This is a genomic window from Caulobacter sp. 17J65-9 (assembly GCF_010975005.1).
Lineage (GTDB): Bacteria > Pseudomonadota > Alphaproteobacteria > Caulobacterales > Caulobacteraceae > 17J80-11.
This window is the reverse complement of sequence record NZ_JAAIVC010000014.1, coordinates 15,549-32,500: the sequence shown is the minus strand read 5'-3', so window position 1 is coordinate 32,500 and position 16,952 is coordinate 15,549. Positions and strand designations below refer to the sequence as shown.

Sequence of the window (16,952 nt, the reverse complement as noted above, 5' to 3'; positions counted from 1 at the left end):
GGCCCTTGCGTCGAAATCTCGCTGTTTGTCTCCCCCCAGATACGCCCTCAACACCGCCCCTCGCCCATCGCCGCCTGCACGGTCTCGGCCAGGAAGTCGATGAAGGCGCGCACGCCGGGCAACAGGCCGCGGCGCGAGGGGAAGACCAGGTGCACGATCCCCTCCCGGCCCGACCAGTCCGGCAGCACCTGCTCGAGGCGCCCCTCGCGCAGGTCGGCGCAGGCGACGATGTCCGGCACCAGGGCCAGGCCCAGGCCGTCCAGCGCCGCCTGGTGCAGCACGGCGAAGTCGCCGCAGGACAGCCGCGGCTCATGGCTCAGGGTCTGCAGCGCCCCGTCCGGCCCGCTGAGCGCCCAGGTCGCCGGACCCGAGCCTTCGTTCTGGCCCAGCGTCGGCAGGCCGGCCAAGTCGGCCACGCTGGAGGGGCGGCCGTGGCGGTCCAGGAAGTCGCGGCTGGCGACCAGGAAGCTGCGGCTTCTGCCCAGCTGCTTCAGTTGGAAGGCGGCGTCGGTGTCCAGCCGGTCGCGCACGCGCAGGGCGACGTCCACGCCTTCCTCGATCAGGTCGACCCGGCGGTTGGTCTGCAGGATCTGCACGCGCAGGCGCGGGTGGGCCTCCATGAAGGTCGGCAGGGCGCGCGCCAGGGCCGGCGCGAAGCTGATCGGCACGCTGGCCCGCACCAGGCCCTGCGGCTCGGCCCGCACGCGCGCCACCGCCTCTTCGGCCGCGTCGGCCTCCTCCAGCACCTGGCGGCTGCGGCGATAGAATTCCTGCCCGACCTCGGTCACGGCGAAGCGACGGGTGGAGCGTTCCAGCAGGCGCACGCCCAGCCGCTCCTCCAGCCGCGCCACCCGCCGGCTGAGCGAGGACTTCGGCACGTTGAGCGCCCGGGCGGCCGGCGCGAACCCACGATGGTTCACCACCGCCACGAAGAAGGACAGGTCGTTCAGGTCGCGCATGAGGCCCCACGCATCGTTCCACCGGGGGAACGGTCAGTTCTTATATTCCCATCTAATGTATCTGCCGCTGTTGCAATAGATGTACGCCACCCCGCGACGCCCCGTCGCGAACGTTTTTCAGAGGTGGCGCATGAACATCCTGCACGTGGACTCCAGCATCATGGGCGGCGACTCCGTGAGCCGCGCCCTCACCGCCGCGGTCGTGGCCGAGCAGCTCCGCCGCGCGTCGGACGCGCAAGTGACCTATCGCGACCTGGCGGCCGAGCCGCTGGATCACCTGTCCTCTTCCCTGTTCGCCGCTCGCGCCGTGTCGGAAGACCAGCGCAGCGCCGACCAGCAGCGCGACGTGGTCGCCAGCGACGCGACCATGGACCAGTTCCTGGCCGCCGACGTCGTGGTGATCGGCGCGCCCATGTACAACTTCTCGATCCCCAGCCAGCTGAAGGCCTGGATCGACCGCGTGGCGGTGGCCGGCAAGACCTTCCGCTACACCGAGACCGGCCCCGAGGGCCTGGCCGGCGGCAAGAAGGTGATCATCGTGTCCTCGCGCGGCGGGGTCTACAACGGCACCCCGCTGGAGGCGATCGACCACCAGGAGCGCTACCTGCGCTCGGTGTTCGGCTTCCTGGGCGTCACCGACGTCGAGTTCGTCCGCGCCGAGGGGGTGAACCTGGGCCCCGACCACAAGCGCGACGCCATCGAGGCCGCCCACCGCAGCATCGCGGACGTCGCCCTGGCGGCCTGACCGCCAATCCTGTCGCCGGCGCCCTTCCCCCTCCCTGGCGCCGGCGGGACTGACCAAGGGCGTCGGCTCCGGCCGGCGCCCTTTTTCTTTTGCGCGTGACGGAAGCGGCCGGCCCTAGACAAAACGATATTTCTGGTTATATCGACATTATGACCCGTGACGACGCCGCTCTCGAAGTTCAGATGGCCGACCGGTTCGCCGCCCTCGGCGCGCCGGCGCGGGTACAGTTGCTGCGGCTGCTGGTGCGGGCCGGCGCCGACGGCCTAACGGTCGGGGAGCTGCAGAAGCACTCCGGCCTGGCCCTTTCCACCCAGGCCCATCACCTGAACGCGCTCGTGCGCTCCGGGCTGGTGGTCCAGGAGAAGCTCGGGCGCGAGGTCCGTTCGCGGGTCGACTTCCACGCCGTCCAGTCGCTCGGGACGTTCCTGATCGAGCGCTGCTGTGAAGGGTTCGGAGGGTGTTCGTGACCCTCCCCCTTTTTGCCCCAAAATAACGATCAAACCGGTTTTATAGGAGAACGGGCATGAAACGCCTGCACGTCCATGTCAGCGTCAGCGACCTGAAGAGGTCGATCGGCTTCTACAGCGCCCTGTTCCAGGCAGAGCCGAGCGTGAGCAAACCCGACTACGCCAAGTGGATGCTGGAAGACCCGCGCGTGAACTTCGCCATCTCCGCCACGGGCGAGCACGCGCCGGGACTGAACCACCTGGGCGTCCAGGCCGAGACGGACGGCGAGTTGGAGGCCCTGCACGCCGCCCTGGGAGCGGCCAACGTCAGCACCCACGACGAGACCTGCGCCAAGTGCTGTTACGCCGAAAGCGACAAGCACTGGGCCACCGACCCCGACGGCCTGGTGTGGGAGACCTTCCACTCGATGCGCCAGATCGCCGTCTACGGTGACGACCGCGCCGCCGCCGTGCTGCTGCCGGCCAGGCCGGAGGCGGCGGCCGAGACAGCTCAGACCAAGGGCTGTTGCGGCGCCTGATTCCAGACCGTCATCCCGGCCGAACCGCGCTGCGGCCGGGATGACGGATCCAATTCATTCCATTATTCTCGAAATATGGAATCGAATATCGCCGTCGCCGCTCTTTCCGCCCTCGCCCACCCGGGCCGCCTGGAGGCCTTCCGTCTGCTGGTGCGCGCGGGAAGCGAGGGCATGGCCGCGGGCGACATCGCGCGCGCCACCGGCTCCCTGCCCAACACCCTGTCGGCCAATCTCAACGTCCTCGCCGGGGCAGGTCTCGTGCAGTCGCGCCGCGACGGCCGTTCGATCATCTACAGCGCCGCCTACGAGCGCATGAGCGACCTGCTCGCCTTCCTGGTCGAGGACTGTTGCGACGGCCGGTCCGAGATCTGCGGACCGGTGGTGGAGAAGGCCGCGCGCCCCCTGTGCGGCGCCCCGAGCTGCTGAGATGACCTTCAGCCTCTCCCGCCGCCTCGCGGCCGAAGCGCTCGGAACGGCCGCCCTGCTGGCGGTCGTGGTCGGTTCCGGGATCATGGCCGAGACCCTGGCCGGCGGTAACGTCGCCCTCGCCCTGCTCGGCAACACCCTGGCGACCGGCGCGGCGCTGGTCGTGCTGATCAGCGTGTTCGGCCCGATCTCCGGGGCGCATTTCAACCCGGTCGTGACCCTGGTCATGCTCATGCGCGGGGAACTGGGCCGGAAGGCCGCCCTGGCCTACGTCGGCGCCCAGCAGGTCGGCGCCGTGCTGGGCGTCTGGACGGCCCACCTGATGTTCGCCGAGCCGGTCCTGCAGCTCTCGACCAAGACCCGCGACGGCCTGCCGCTGGGCTTCGCCGAGGCGGTGGCGACCTTCGGCCTGATCGGGACGATCCTGGGCGGCCTGCGATTCCGGCCCTCGGCCGTGCCCGCCCTGGTCGGCCTCTACATCACCGCCGCCTACTGGTTCACCGCCTCGACCAGCTTCGCCAATCCGGCCGTCACCGTGGCGCGCGCGCTCAGCGACAGCTTCGCCGGCATAGCCCCGGCCTCCGTTCCCGTCTTCGTCTCCGCCCAGTTCGTCGGCGCGCTCGCCGCCGCCGGCGTGTTCGGCTGGCTGCTCGGCCGCGCGCCCACGCCCCTCCGCGCCGCCGCCCCTCAAGCCCAAGCCGCCGAGTGACCCCATGAGCCCCTTTCCGGTGATCGTCTTCCACAACCCGGCCTGCGGCACCTCCCGCAACGCCGTCGCCATGATCCGTGCGGCCGGCTACGAACCGACCGTCATCGAGTACCTGCAGGACGGCTGGGATCGGGAGCAACTCGTCGAGCTGTTCGGCGAAGCGGGGCTGTCGCCCCGCGAGGCTCTGCGCGAGAAGGGCACGCCCGCGGCCGACCTCGGGCTTCTGGATTCCGCGACGACGGACGATCAGATGCTCCATGCGATGGTCGCCCACCCGGAGCTCGTGAACCGCCCGTTCGTGGTGACGCCGAAAGGCGTCGTCCTGGCCCGCCCGTCCGAACGGGTGTTCGACGTGCTCGAGCGCCGGCCCGACCGCTTCGTGAAGGAAGACGGCGAGGTGGTGGAGCTGGGGCCGCGGTGAACGCCCGCCCTCAGCCCGTGCGGCAGAACTGCATGCCGGCCGGCGTGGTCAGGATCACGCGGCCCGCGTCGCCGGTGAGGCGATAGCCGCCGTCGGCGTGGTAGTCGAAGCCGGTGTCGGTCCACGACGGCCCCTGCTCCATGCGCACCGGCGGGCTATTGTCGGCGATCACGACGACCGCGTTCTTCGGCGCGCTCAGCACCCGCCCGTCGAGGTCGGCGGTCCCCAGGAACAGGGTCCGCTGCGAGCCGAACTCGAACCGGGCGGTCAGCCGCTCGCCGCTGTCGCAGACGTAGGTGGCTTCGGAAACCTGGACCGGATTGGGCGGCTCCATCGGTCCGCCGGCGCAGGCGCCGAGCGCCGCCGTCGCGGCCAGCAGGGTCGAAGTCGCGAGCAAGGAACGCAGGATCATCGGGACATACTCCGTCCCCGTCGATCCCGGGCCGAAAGGTACGCGCTAAGCCCCCGTCGCCGTCTTCGGCCCAGGCGTGTTCGGGGCGCCTTTACGCTCCAATGAACGTGCGTACGTCGGAAAAGGTGCGGCCCCTAAGCCGAAGGGAGGAGGAGCGGAGGCGTGGCGGCTTCCTTCTCCCCTTGCGGGAGAAGGTGGCGCGCGGAGCGCGTCGGATGAGGGGTGTCTGCGCGACGCCTGAACCGGCTGGCGCGGCCACGCTCCTCATCCTGACGCCTCGGCGCCGCCACCCCTCATCCGGCCGGCTCCGCCGGCCACCTTCTCCCGCAAGGGGAGAAGGAATTACGCACGCCTCACTTCACCTTGCTGATCTTCGAGCCCTGCAGGTCCACGCCCGCCATCAGGCCCTGCTGGCCCCAGACGAAGGCGTAGACGTCGTCGCGGGCGGTGGTGGTGCTCAGCTGGGCGGCCTTGCCGGCGTCGACCACGACCACGGTCGGCCCGACCCCGAACTCCCAGCCCTTGGCGTCCTTCAGCGAGGCCAGCGCCCGGTCGTTCATGAAGTACAGCGCGTAGGAGAAGGCCTGCACCCCGGCCGAGAAGCCCCAGGTCAGGCCGGTGAACTGATAATCGCCCGCCGGCCGACCGCCCTCGAACAGCACGCCGCGGCCGCCCTGGCCGCCGAACACGAAGGCGGCGCGGGTGATGCGCGGGAACACCAGCACGGCGCGCGACTGGCTCGCGATCGCCCGGGCGGCGGGGTTCTTGCTCTCCAGCTCCTGCAGGGCCTGCTGCGCCTCGGTCTGCAGCTTGGGACTGTTGCCGCCCCCCGTAGCGCAGGCGCTGAGCGCCAGCATCGCCCCGCCCGCCACGACGACGGCGCGCCGGGTCGCGTTCGAAGGTCCCTCGGTCATGAACTCTCTCCTGAGCCCGCCCACGAGCGCGGGATCATCTCCGACCGGAGCGGCGGGACCATCGGGTACATACCTGACCCGATGCGGGGGATTCTCTGACGCCGAGGTTCTGCGACTCGCACAGCCCCGTTATGGAACTGTGCAGCTAGACCGTGGTTTGAAGCGTAGCCGCTCGCACAAGCGCGGCGGCGAGGCAGGGCGGAACGAGTTTGTTGATGCGATTTGGGCAAGCGGCGGCGGCTTCGGCCCTGCTCGGGTTGGCGGCCGTCGGATCCCCGGCGCGCGCCGACACGCCCAAGGCCTCGGTCGAGGGCGTGACCAACGACGACCTGCGCAAGCGCATCGAACGCTCGATCGGTGTGGTCGAACATCCCGCCGACAGCCGTTTCCAGGCCCGCCAGCGCGCCAACGAGGCGGCCGAAGACGCCGTCGCCGCCCTACGCTCCGAAGGCTACTACGCCTACGAAGTCGAGCCGGAGCTGACCGACTCCGATCCGCCCAAGCCCGTGGTGCGCATCGATCCGGGCCCGCGTTTCCGGCTGGCCGACCCGCGGGTGACGTGGGTGGCGCCGCCGCCCGACCCGGAAAGCGCCGACGCGGCCGTCGCCGCCATCAAGCTGCGTCCCGGCGAACCCGGCCGGGCCGCCGACGTGATCGCCGGCGAGGGCCGGGTGATCTCGGCCCTGAACCAGAACGGCTACGCCGACGCCGCAGCCGAGCCGCGCGAGGTGATCGTCGACCACGCCGCCGAGACCGTGCAGCCGACCTTCCGCATCTCCGCGGGCGAGCTGGTGCACCTGGACGGCGTGCGGGTGGAGACCGCGGGGCGGACCAACCCCGCCTGGGTCGTCGCCCTGGCCCCGTGGAAGAGCGGCGCCGTCTACGACCCCGACGACGTGGCCGAGCTGGAGCGGCGGCTGCTGGACACGTCCGTCTACACCTCGGTCACCGTGGCCCTGGCGCCGGAATCCGACGCCGACGGCCTGCGCCCGGTGGTGGTCAGCCTGGCCGACCGGCCGCGGCGCGTGCTGGAGGCCGGCGTCGGCTGGTCCACCGCCGAGGGCTTCGGCCTGGACACCCAGTGGACCTGGTACAACCGCCTGGCCCGCGCCGACACCCTGACCGCCGAAGTCCGCCTGGCCGAGCTGGAAAGCCGCATCGGCGGCGCGCTCAGCCTGCCGCACTGGCGCAAGCCGGGCCGCACCCTGCGGCTAGCCGGCGGGCTGTTCTACGAGGACACCGAAGCCTACGTGCGCTCCGGCGTCGGGGCCGAGGCCGCCCTCACCCACCGCCTGGGCAAGACCTCCTTCATCACCTACGGCGTGAAGGTCGAGGCCAGCCACAACGAAGAGCCGGAATTCGATCCCGCCACGGGCCTGAGCCCGACGGTCGAGCGCGACCTGGTCACCTTGCGGGCGATCGGCGGCCTGGCGCTGGACCGCTCCGACAATCCTCTGAACCCCACGCGCGGCTGGCGGATCAACGGCCGGCTGGAGCCCACCCAGGTGCTGGGCGACGAGGAGCTGACCTACGGCCGGGTCGACGCCCAGGGCACCTACTACGTGCCGTTCAACCAGGGCCGCACGGTGGTGGCCGGGCGGCTGCGGCTGGGCTCGCTGGTCGGCGGGACCCTGCCCGAGATGCCCACGGCCGAACGCTATTTCGCCGGCGGCGGCGGTTCGGTGCGCGGCTACGCCTACCAGGGGGTCGGCCCCCGCTTCCCCGACAACACCCCCAGCGGCGGCCTGTCGCTGGCCGAAGGCTCGCTGGAGCTGCGCCAGCGCATCTTCGAGAACTGGGGCTACGTGCTGTTCAGCGACGTCGGCGCCGTGGGCCTGGAGCCGTCGCCCAGCTTCGACGGGGCCAAGTTCTCGCTGGGCGTGGGCGCGCGCTACTTCCTGCCGTTCGGCCCGATCCGCGCCGACGTCGCCGTGCCGGTCAACCCCGAAGAAGGCGACCCGAGCTTCCAGATCTACATCAGCATCGGGCAGGCGTTTTGAGCGGGGCCGGCGTCATCTCCCTTCTCCCGGTCGGGAGAAGGACGGGCCCCGCGCACCGGAGCGCGTCAGCGCGGAGGTCTGCGCGGGAGGATGAGGGACATCCGGCCGGCCGCCTAACCCCTCACCCTCCCACGCTTCGCGTGGGCCCCTCCCTCTCCCTCCGGGAGAGGGGAGAGAAGGAACCTTGGCCGCTCCCCACAGCTTTACCGTCGAAGCTCCACCGTAGCCGGGGGCAGGCGCTTTGACCGACGAGACCCCCGCTCCGGAGCGCGCGGAACGCCGACGCCGCACCGCCCTGTGGTGGCTGCTGGTCACCGCGGCCGTGCTCGTCGGCCTGCTGTTCGGCGTGTTCGCCGTCGGCCGCTACGGCCTGATCTCCAAACCGGGCCGCGAATTCGTCCTGACCCTGGTGCAGGGCAAGAAGGTCGGCCGCTTCGGCACCCTCGACGTCTACGGGCTGAAGGGCGATCTCTGGAACGACTTCACCCTGGAGCGGGTGGCTGTTTCCGACGCCAAGGGCGTGTGGCTGGAGGCCAAAAACGTCCGCGTCGACTGGAGCTGGACGCCGCTGATCGGCCGCCGCTTCCACGCCGAGCTGATCAGCGCCGAGGTGCTGCGCCTGATCCGCCGGCCGGAGCTGGAGCCGCAGCTGGAGCCGCCCTCCCCCATGCCGCTGTCGATCGACATCGACCGGTTCGAGGGCCAGATCGAGCTGCTGCCGGAGTTCTCCAAGGAGTACGGCCGCTGGACCATCGCCGGCGAGGCCGACATCGACCGGGAGGGTGCCAAGGCCGTGAAGCTGGACGCCAGGAGCGTCTCGCGGCCGGGCGACTTCGTCACCGCCGACGTGTCGATCGGCGGCCGCGGCGATCTGAAGGACACCCTCAAGGTCGATGTCCAAGCCGTTGAATCTAAAGGCGGACCTATCGCCGGCTCGCTCGGCTATTCGCCCGACCTGCCCTTCACGCTGAAGGCCAGGATCGGCGGCGCGACCAAGGACGGCCGGGTCGAGGCCCTGCTGAAGTCGGGCGCCTTCACCCCGCTGCTGGTCGACGGCCGCTGGGACGACGGCGGCGCGCTGATCGGCGGGCGGATGGTGTTCGCGGGCTCCGACCTGTTCGCCCCCTTCGCCCGGCGCCTGGGCGACGAGGTCAAGTTCGGCCTGGCCGGCCGGCAGCGGGCCGCCGACCGGTTCGCGGTGGCCTGGGAGGCGCGCGCGCCGAACCTGACCGCCCGCTCGTTCGGCGTGTTCGAGCCGAAAGGCCGCACGGCGCCCGACGGCGTGCGCCTGGACGTGGCCACCGGTTCGATCTCCCGGCTGATCGGCCACGACCTGGCCGGGGCCGGCCGCATCAAGGGCGTGTGGAACGGCGATCCGACGGCCTGGCGCTTCACCGGCGACACCTCGGTCGAGCAGTTCACCGCGGTCGGCTACAGGCTGGGCAAGGCCGCCGGGCCTATCGAGATCGCCTGGAAGGCCGGGCGCTGGGACGTCAAGACCAAGCTGACCGGGACCGGCGGCATGGGGAACGGCGTGCTGCCCCGCCTGTTCGGACCGCGCCCGCGCGCCGACATCGAGCTGGCGCGGCTGAAGGACGGGCGCTTCCTGCTGACCCGCGTGGACGCGACCGGCGCTGGCCTGAAGATCAAGGGCTCGGGCGCGCGCGGCCTGACCGGGACCCTGACCTTCCAGGGCCAGGCGACCCTGACCGACCCGTCGACCATCCGCAAAGGCGCCAAGGGCGAGATCGTCGCCGACTTCAAGGGAAACCGTCCCCACGGCGTGAACCGCTGGAACGTCACGGCCGACGCGCGGGGCCGGCGCTTCGCGACGGGGCTGTCGCAGTTCGATCGACTGATGGGGACCGAGCCGCGCCTGAAGGCGACCGGCGCCCTGGTCAACAACGTCATCGAGATCGATCGCGGCCGGCTCGAGGGCAAGGCGGCCCAGGCCGACGGCAAGGGCGCGATGGGCCTGAACGGCAGTCTGAACCTGGCGCTGGACTGGTCGGCCAAGGGCCCGTTCCAGGCCGGCCCGGTGGAGATCGCCGGCCAGGCCAAGGGGACCGGAAACCTGACCGGCAACCTCGGCGCGCCCCGCATCGACCTGAAGGCGCGGCTGCAGCAGATCGACACCCCGGTCATCACCCTGACCGACGCCATGGTCGACCTGACCTTCCAGAGCGATCCGCGCGGCTCGGACGGGCGCATCGGCGTGGTCGGCGGCTCGGCCTACGGCCCGGTGCGGGCGGCGTCGGCCTTCCAGTTCGTGCCCGGCGGCGTGACCCTGCGCGACCTGAACGTCGACGGCGCGGGCGTACAGGCGAAGGGCGGCCTGGCGCTGCGCAACAGCGCGCCCTCGGCCGCCGACCTGACCTTCGCCGCCGGCCCGGGCGTGTTCCTGGCGTCGGGCAAGCTGGCCGGCACGGTGCGCCTGACCGACGGGCCGGGCACGGCCGCCGCCGTGCTGGACGTCAGCGGGACCGACGTGCGCCCGCGCGGCGCCACCTGGGCGCTTCGCACGCTCAGCCTGAAGGGGACCGGCACGCTGGCGCGCCTGCCCTTCACCGTCACCGCCGACGTGGCCGGCCCCAACCCCGGCCGGTTCAACGGCACGGGCCTGTATTCGCGCGCCGGCCAGAGCCAGAGCGTCAGCCTGAGCGGCGACGGCGCCCTGCGCGGCGTGAAGTTCAACACCCTGGCCCCGGCCGTGGTCACCCTGGATCCGGACGGCCGCAGCCTGAAGCTGGACGTCGGTGTCGGCGGCGGGCGGCTGACCGCCGACGCCAGCCAGGCCGGCGAGAACGTCGACGCCCGCGCCGAGGTGGCCGGCGTGCAGCTCAACGCGCTCAGCGACCGGTTCGAGGGCAAGCTCACCGGCAGCCTCGACCTGCACGGCCGCGGCGACCAGCTGGGCGGCTCGCTGGACGCCAGGCTGGAGGACGCCCGCAGCCTGGACGGCCCGCGCAAGCTGGCGGTCGACGCCACCGTGAAGGCCAAGCTGACCGACCGCAGCCTGGCGATCGACGCCTCGGCCTTCGACGAGGGCGGCGTGCGCGCCGACACCTCGCTGGTGCTGCCCGTCGAGGCCTCGGCCCGGCCGCTGCACCTGGCCATCGTGCGCGACAAGCCGATGAACGGGCGCTTCTCCGCCGCCGGCGAGATCCAGCCGATCTGGGACCTGCTGCTGGGCGGCGACCGCCGGCTCTCCGGCCAGATCTCGGCCGAGGGCTCGCTGGCCGGCACGCTGAACGCGCCGAAGGTGCAGGGCTACGCCAACCTGGAGGGCGGCCGTTTCGAGGACTTCGCCACCGGCCTGAAGCTGACCGCGCTGGACATGAAGACCCGGTTCGACCAGGGCGGCGCGGTCGTGGAGAGCTTCACCGCCGCCGACGGCGGCCGCGGCACGGTCACCGGCGACGGCCGGCTGGATCTGCGCGCCGGCGGCGCCTCCAGCTTCACCGTCTCCCTGCGCAACTTCCGGATCATCGACAACGACCTGGCCGACGCCCGGGCCACCGGCCCGCTGACCGTCACCCGCGCCGCCGACGGCAAGCTGGCCCTGGTCGGCGACCTGGCCGTCCAGGAGGCCGAGATCTCGGCCACCCGGGTCGGCGGCCGCGGCGGCGGCGTCGTGAAGATGGACGTGATCGAGATCAACAAGCCGTTCGGCGAGCAGCAGATGATCCAGCCGCGCGCGCCGGGGCCGTCGGTGGCGCTGGACGTCACCCTGAAGGCCGACAACCGCGTGTTTGTCCGCGGCCGGGGCCTGGACGTGGAGCTGGCCCTGGACGCCCACGTCGGCGGCACGGTCGCCCAGCCGGAGCTGAAGGGCCTGGCCACCGTCGTGCGCGGCGACTGGGAGTTCGCCGGGGCCCGCTTCGTGTTCGACGAGGGCGGCACGGTGGGCTTGAGCACCAACCTGGCGGCCATCGACCTGAACCTGCGCGCGGTGCGCGAAGACCCGTCGCTGACCGCCATCGTCGAGATCCGCGGCACGGCGCAGGAGCCCGAGGTCAAGCTGACCTCCGAGCCGGCCCTGCCCCAGGACGAGATCCTGTCCCAGGTGCTGTTCGGCCGCTCGGCCTCTCAGCTGTCGCCGCTGGAAGCCGCCCAGCTGGCCTCGGCGCTCGCCTCCATGGCCGGCGGCGGGGGCCTGGACGTGTTCGGCAACTTGCGCGAGTTCGCCGGCCTCGACCGGCTGACCTTCGGCGGCGGCGACCAGTCCGGCATGACCGTGGCCGGCGGCAAGTACGTCACCGAGGATATCTATCTGGAGATTATCGGCGGCGGCGTCGAAGGCTCGGCGGTCGAGGCCGAATGGCGCGCGCGTCGCAACCTGTCGATCGTCTCCCGCATCGCCGCCACCGGCGCCGCCACCCTGTCGATCCGCTGGCGCAAGGAGTCGCGCTAGCGAGGCCAGCCTCGGCCTTCACATATCGCCCGTCCTCCCGGCCGCAGCGAAGCGAAGCGCAGCGGAGAGCCGGGACCCAGCAAGCGCCGCGCTTGTTGCAGCCCTGGTCCGCAGCGTCGAGGTCGAGCTGCTGGGTCCCGGATAAGCGCTGCGCGCTTTCCGGGATGACGGCGTTTGGGATGCGATAGCCCTCCCCCTCGGCGCCGACCGCCCCCTGCGACTCCCGGGCGCGTGGCGCTGCTCCCTGGCCGGGCGTAGCAGCAACCTCGCGGCACAGCGGGGGGGCGGCATGATTTCACGGGACGACGCCAAGGCGGTCTATTTCGGGGCCAACGCCCTGGTCGGCATCGGCGCGGCCTTCACGGCCATGGGCGAGGCCGACAGCGCCGCGGTCGCGGCCGGCATGGCGGTGGTGCTGGCCGGCCTGATCGGCTCGGTGATCGCCTTCGGGGCGCTGGGCAAGACCGGCGCGCTCGACCCTAGCCCGGAGCGGGCCGCCCGGCGCACCCGCCAGACCATCGGCCTGGCGATGGCCGTGGCCGCCTTCGTGCCGGCGGTGCTGGGCATGGGCCTGCCGGCCGCGCGCCTGATCGACGTCGCCGCCGCCGGCGTGCGCCTGGCCGCGCCGTTCGTGCACACCCTGAACTGAGAGAGAGGCGACGCGGCCCCGGAAGCGGCCCCGGCGCGCGCCTGATCCGAGTTGGGGTGGAAACGCCGACGCGGTCGACGGAGGGCCGACGTCTCGGCCATCGAACCGCGCCGCCAGCTTGGCGCTTCCTCGAATCCTGCGCCCAACCAAGCGCAGACGGCGAAGGTTCCCCGTCACTGTGGCGGAACTGTGAAGCTTGGCTCTCGGTTGACCCACCGTTCGGAGACGTCCGGAACGGGGGAGACTCCATGCGCCTGATCCTGCTCGCGGCCTGCGCCGCCCTCATCGGCGGCTGCGCCGCGACCGGCCTGCCGCTGGTCCATCGCGACGACCAGCAAGCCTACGACGCCCGCCTGGCCGACTGGCGCGCGCACAGCTCGACCGGCTTCGCCGCCTACGACCGCGACGGGAACGGCCGGGTCGGCCCGGACGAGTGGGTCGAAGCCAACCTGCGCCTGGCCCGGCTGGCCGACCTGGACGACGACGGCGCGCTGGACCGCTACGAGGCGCTGTTCCTCCGCGATGTGCCCCAGCGCCGCAAGATCGAGGGCCAGGCGGCGCTGGCCGAGTTCGACCGGTTCTGGCGGGACAACGCGAAGGCCGGAAAGCTGCGCGAGAGCGAACTCGCCGCCCTGTTCCGCGCCGACTTCGCCGCCGACGACGTCGACCGCAACGGCGTGCTGACCTGCGCCGAGCTGTTCGCGCCGGGGCCGGCCTGCACGGCCGGCTGACCTCCGCAACCTGGCGCCAAAACCTTACGCGAACGCCGTCGCCGCTATGGCGCCGATGGCGACCAGCAGCAGCAGGACGCCCAGCCACGGGAAGCGCGCGCGCCGGCGCGCCGGGAAGGTACGCAGATAGACCGGCGGGCGCGGCGCGCCGGTCTCGTCGGCCTGGATACGCCTGGCGATACGAGACCTCACACCAGCGCTCCCGGCGCGACCACCTCGATCACCCGCAGCTCGCGGCCGCTGTCGTCGCAGAAGGCGTCGCCGGCCGACAGGCCGATCAGCGCCGCGCCCACCGGGGTCAGCACGGACACCCGCCGCGCCGTCAGGTCGGCCTCGGCCGGGGGGACCAGCACGACGCGGCGGATCATCTTCGAGCGGCTGTCGAAATAGGCCACTTCCGAGCCCAGCCGCACGGCCCCGACCGGCAGGTCGGCCTCGGCCACCACCTTCGCGCGCGCCAGCTCCTCGGCCAGCAGGGCCGGGCCCGGCGCGTCGGTCGACGGATGGTCGCCGACCAGGACGCTGAGCGCGTCGAAGTCGGCTTCGGCGAGGTGGAGGGGCGGACGCTCGGTCATCGGAATTCCTCTGGCGGCGGATCGGCGGCGGGGCTCCGGCTCGGTCGGAGACGCCCCGCAAAGCAAACAGGCGCGAGACAGCGAAGACCGTCCGCAGAACGGACAGCACGCCGGCCGCGCGCGGCAGGTGTCGGACATACGCTCTCGCAGCCCGGACAGATCAGTCCAGGCCTTGGTCAGCTATGATGAAAGCAACGGGAAGTCGTCCCCGGGTCTGAAACGCTCAGGCCCGGGGTGGAGCGCCTTCGAGCAGGCGGCCCGCATGATGCGATTTACGCGCGAAGGCGATACGTTTGCGCATGACGACTTGAGCGTGGCCCGCGAGGACGGGGGTGTCAAGCACGGTGAACCTCCCGTTCCCGTGAACGGGGCGCCCAGAAGGTCGTATGGCCCGGCTAAAGCCGGGCCGCACGGGAGAGGTGAATTACGGCAGCTTCGCCGCCAGCACGTCGAACTCGGCGATGGCCGGCGGGTGCTCGAACAGTTCGCCGGCGCGCTCGCTCAGAATGCGGGCGATCTCGCCGTCCAGGTGGGCCTGACGGCCCTCCTCGTCCGGGAAAGCGTCGAACACGCCGAACGAGGTCGGGCCCATGCGGATGGCGAACCAGGCGGTGGTGGCCGGCTCGGCCCGGGCCAGCGCCAGGGCGTCGCGCAGCAGGGCCTCCACGGCGGCCTCCTTGCCGGGCTTGGCTTCCAGGCGGGCGTAGAGGGCCTTGGTGGTCATCACGGATCTCCGTTCGGTTCAAAGCTCGAGCGCGTTCTGATCGCAAAACCGGATCCACTTTCGCGGAACGCGCTCTGGCCCGCCTCCTCCCGCAAAACCGCCCCCGCCGCAACCGCCACGGGCTCGAAAAGCTTTATGGGTCGGAGCCTCGCAGGGGATCGGAATGGAGACGCTGAAGCTGGCCCGGCTCGCCTGCGCCCTCGCGCTGCTGGCCGCGCCCGCCTGTTCGAAGCGCCCGGAGAGCGGCGCGGATCAGGGGCCGGCCACGCTGGCCGACTACGCCGCCGCCGCCGCCCTGGCCCGTACGCCGGACGGCCGCCAGGCCCGCGTCGTCGCCGTGGCCGAGACCCCCGACCACAAGACCGCCTGCGGCCTGCTGCGGGTCGGCGGCGACGAGGACATCCCTTTCCTGATCGAGCTGAACCAGCCCTTCGCGCCCGGCGAGACCACCCCGCCCCAGGTCGCCGCCGCCGAAGGCGCGACGCCGCGCACCACTCCCTACCTGGCCGAACGCGCCAAGCAGTACGCCGCCCGCTGCGCCGAACTGGGCATGGACCTGGCGACGATGCCGCGGACGGCGGGGGAGTGAGCGCGTCCTAGATCTCCCCCCGAGCGTCAGCGCTGGGGGGAGCAGGCGGCGAAGCCGCCGTGGGGGGCTCCAGCGGAGTGCGCGGTTTCCGTCGCGCCTGGGCGAGCCCCCTCCACCGCTTCGCGGTCCCCCTCCCCCACCGCTTCGCTCGGGGGAGGATTTTAACGCTCACCTGCCATCCTGCCCGCTCGTCGCTCAGAACGAGCAGGAGACTTCGCGATGGACATCGCCTCGGCCGGCCGCGAGCTGATCCGTATCGGGGTCGGCGGTCAGGACTACTGCGTCGCCGTCTCCGCCGTGCGCGAGATTCGCGGCTGGACGCCGGCCACGCCGATCCCCGGCGCGCCGGACTACATCAAGGGCGTGATCAACCTGCGCGGCCTGGTGCTGCCGATCCTGGACCTGCGCGTGCGGCTGGGCGCCGAGGCGGCCGAGCCCGGGGCGCGCAGCGCCGTGGTGGTCTGCGAGATCCACGGCCGCACCATCGGCCTCTTGGTCGACGCCGTCTCCGACATCCTGACCGTGACGGCCGAACAGCTGCAGCCGACGCCCGACGTCGCCCGCGCCGGCGAGGACCTGATCGACGGGGTGCTGGCCATGGACGGCTGGATGGCCGGCCTGCTCAGCCTGGAGCGCGTGGTCCCCGACGTGGAGATCGCCCAGGCGGCGTAAGTGGGGCGGGCCCCGGCCGGAGCCGGAACCCGCCACAAGCCTTCAGTGGGTGTAGCCGAAGCCGCCCATGTGCTGGCCGAAGCCCTGGCCGCCCCCCTGGCCGAACGCCTGGCCGCCGCCCGTGCGCGCCTGGATGGCGTGGGTCAGCACGATCGCCTTCACCAGGTCGCCGATGTCCAGCAGCGGGCCGCCGGACTGCAGCCGCGCGCCGACCACCGTGCGCACCAGCTCGCCGACGTCGCTCTCGCCGCCCAGCAGCGGGCCGCCGGCCTGGATCCGGGCGCCGATCACGCCGCGCACCAGATCGCCCACGTCCGACTGGCCGCCCATGCCGCCGCGCAGGCGGGCGCCGACCACCAGCCGCACGATGTCGCCGATGTCCGGCCCCGGCCCGCCGATCAGCGGCTCGCCGGTCTGCATGCGGATCGCCACGATGGCGCGCACCAGGTCGCCGATGTCGAAGTTCAGCGCGCGGCCGCCGCCCGTCTGCAGGCGCTGGGCGACCAGGGTGCGCACCAGGTCGGCGATGTCGCCGCCCTGGCCGGCGAACTCGCCCAGGCGCGCGCCGGGCGTGGGGCCGAACTGCTGACCGAAGCCCTGGCCGCCGAAGCCCTGCGGGGCGCCCTGCCAGCCGCCGAAACCGGTGTGGGTCTCCATCATCTCGGATACTCCTGCTGAACCTGAAACGTCGCGGCGCGAGCGACCGCATCGGCCGCCAAACCCTCACCGGAGAAGTATTCCCTCGGCGCGCCCCGGCCCCCGCCGCGGAGTAACCGCGTCGCGCGCACCCGAACCGCGCCCCACAACCCGACCCTCTACCTGCCAGTTCCTCAGGCCTTCCGTGGCCGACTACCCAAAAAGGCGTAGGGGCGCGGCGGATTTCATCCGAACACCTCGTTGTTGGCGCCCGCCCCTACTCCGTACGTCCCGGCGAAAGCCGGGACCCAGATTCATCCACGACGCTTTGTCGGCTTCACCTGGCCCCCGGCTTTCGCCGGGGCGTACGGATTGGACATCGCCCGCGGAC

Annotated in this window: 19 protein-coding genes; 12 read left to right on the top strand and 7 right to left on the bottom strand. The window is 72.0% G+C overall.

The window, feature by feature from the left end:
• Window positions 1–47: 47 nt before the first annotated feature.
• Complete coding sequence (locus tag G3573_RS04385) at window positions 48–959, bottom strand: LysR family transcriptional regulator (RefSeq protein ID WP_163259635.1); 912 nt, start codon at window positions 957–959, stop codon at window positions 48–50.
• Window positions 960–1,089: 130 nt separating this feature from the next.
• Here G3573_RS04385 and G3573_RS04380 point away from each other — a divergent pair, with 130 nt between their 5' ends.
• The 6 genes from G3573_RS04380 to arsC all read left to right on the top strand — a co-directional run bounded on the left by G3573_RS04380 (window position 1,090) and on the right by arsC (window position 4,245).
• Window positions 1,090–1,704, top strand: a complete 615-nt coding sequence (locus G3573_RS04380; RefSeq protein WP_163259634.1) for an FMN-dependent NADH-azoreductase — start codon at window positions 1,090–1,092, stop codon at window positions 1,702–1,704.
• 149 nt (window positions 1,705–1,853) lie between these two features.
• Window positions 1,854–2,171 (top strand): helix-turn-helix transcriptional regulator, encoded by a 318-nt coding sequence (locus tag G3573_RS04375; protein WP_240454509.1) that lies wholly within the window; start codon window positions 1,854–1,856, stop codon window positions 2,169–2,171.
• A gap of 56 nt (window positions 2,172–2,227) precedes the next feature.
• Window positions 2,228–2,689: an ArsI/CadI family heavy metal resistance metalloenzyme gene (locus tag G3573_RS04370; RefSeq protein WP_163259633.1), complete on the top strand. Its 462-nt coding sequence runs from the start codon at window positions 2,228–2,230 to the stop codon at window positions 2,687–2,689.
• 75 nt (window positions 2,690–2,764) lie between these two features.
• Complete coding sequence (locus G3573_RS04365) at window positions 2,765–3,115, top strand: metalloregulator ArsR/SmtB family transcription factor (RefSeq protein WP_163259632.1); 351 nt, start codon at window positions 2,765–2,767, stop codon at window positions 3,113–3,115.
• Between the two features lies 1 nt (window position 3,116).
• Entirely contained in the window at window positions 3,117–3,824 is a 708-nt protein-coding gene (locus G3573_RS04360; RefSeq protein ID WP_163259631.1) for an MIP/aquaporin family protein, read from the top strand.
• Window positions 3,825–3,828: 4 nt separating this feature from the next.
• Window positions 3,829–4,245 (top strand): arsenate reductase (glutaredoxin), encoded by a 417-nt coding sequence (arsC, locus tag G3573_RS04355; RefSeq protein WP_163259630.1) that lies wholly within the window; start codon window positions 3,829–3,831, stop codon window positions 4,243–4,245.
• Window positions 4,246–4,255: 10 nt separating this feature from the next.
• On the opposite strand, the gene G3573_RS04350 is transcribed toward arsC, so the two are convergent.
• Entirely contained in the window at window positions 4,256–4,657 is a 402-nt protein-coding gene (locus tag G3573_RS04350) for a hypothetical protein (RefSeq protein ID WP_163259629.1), read from the bottom strand.
• Between the two features lie 353 nt (window positions 4,658–5,010).
• Entirely contained in the window at window positions 5,011–5,571 is a 561-nt protein-coding gene (locus G3573_RS04345) for a lipid-binding SYLF domain-containing protein (protein ID WP_163259628.1), read from the bottom strand.
• A gap of 215 nt (window positions 5,572–5,786) precedes the next feature.
• Here G3573_RS04345 and G3573_RS04340 point away from each other — a divergent pair, with 215 nt between their 5' ends.
• From G3573_RS04340 to G3573_RS04325, 4 genes are all read left to right on the top strand, one after another.
• Complete coding sequence (locus G3573_RS04340; protein WP_163259627.1) at window positions 5,787–7,571, top strand: autotransporter assembly complex family protein; 1,785 nt, start codon at window positions 5,787–5,789, stop codon at window positions 7,569–7,571.
• A 241-nt stretch (window positions 7,572–7,812) separates the two neighbouring features.
• A complete protein-coding gene (locus G3573_RS04335) occupies window positions 7,813–11,985 on the top strand; it encodes a translocation/assembly module TamB domain-containing protein (protein WP_163259626.1) in 4,173 nt (1,390 codons plus the stop codon).
• A gap of 289 nt (window positions 11,986–12,274) precedes the next feature.
• The gene (locus tag G3573_RS04330) at window positions 12,275–12,634 is read left to right on the top strand and encodes a hypothetical protein (RefSeq protein ID WP_163259625.1); all 360 of its coding nucleotides are present in this window, start codon (window positions 12,275–12,277) and stop codon (window positions 12,632–12,634) included.
• Window positions 12,635–12,882: 248 nt separating this feature from the next.
• A complete protein-coding gene (locus G3573_RS04325; RefSeq protein ID WP_163259624.1) occupies window positions 12,883–13,365 on the top strand; it encodes a hypothetical protein in 483 nt (160 codons plus the stop codon).
• Between the two features lie 24 nt (window positions 13,366–13,389).
• Here G3573_RS04325 and G3573_RS04320 read toward each other — a convergent pair whose 3' ends face one another.
• The 3 genes from G3573_RS04320 to G3573_RS04310 all read right to left on the bottom strand — a co-directional run bounded on the left by G3573_RS04320 (window position 13,390) and on the right by G3573_RS04310 (window position 14,664).
• Window positions 13,390–13,557, bottom strand: coding sequence for a hypothetical protein (locus G3573_RS04320; RefSeq protein WP_163259623.1), 168 nt, complete (start codon window positions 13,555–13,557; stop codon window positions 13,390–13,392).
• Window positions 13,554–13,940 (bottom strand): GreA/GreB family elongation factor, encoded by a 387-nt coding sequence (locus G3573_RS04315; protein ID WP_163259622.1) that lies wholly within the window; start codon window positions 13,938–13,940, stop codon window positions 13,554–13,556. Before G3573_RS04315 ends, G3573_RS04320 begins: the two co-directional genes overlap by 4 nt.
• 424 nt (window positions 13,941–14,364) lie before the next feature.
• A complete protein-coding gene (locus G3573_RS04310) occupies window positions 14,365–14,664 on the bottom strand; it encodes an antibiotic biosynthesis monooxygenase (RefSeq protein ID WP_163259621.1) in 300 nt (99 codons plus the stop codon).
• 163 nt (window positions 14,665–14,827) lie between these two features.
• Between G3573_RS04310 and G3573_RS04305 the strand changes: the two genes are divergently transcribed.
• Entirely contained in the window at window positions 14,828–15,253 is a 426-nt protein-coding gene (locus G3573_RS04305) for a hypothetical protein (RefSeq protein WP_163259620.1), read from the top strand.
• Window positions 15,254–15,472: 219 nt separating this feature from the next.
• Window positions 15,473–15,925 carry a chemotaxis protein CheW gene (locus tag G3573_RS04300; RefSeq protein ID WP_163259619.1) on the top strand — a complete coding sequence of 151 codons (453 nt, stop codon included), beginning with the start codon at window positions 15,473–15,475 and terminating at the stop codon, window positions 15,923–15,925.
• Window positions 15,926–15,967: 42 nt separating this feature from the next.
• Here G3573_RS04300 and G3573_RS04295 read toward each other — a convergent pair whose 3' ends face one another.
• On the bottom strand, window positions 15,968–16,585 hold the full coding sequence (locus tag G3573_RS04295; protein ID WP_163259618.1) for a hypothetical protein: 618 nt from the start codon (window positions 16,583–16,585) through the stop codon (window positions 15,968–15,970).
• Window positions 16,586–16,952 lie beyond the last annotated feature (367 nt).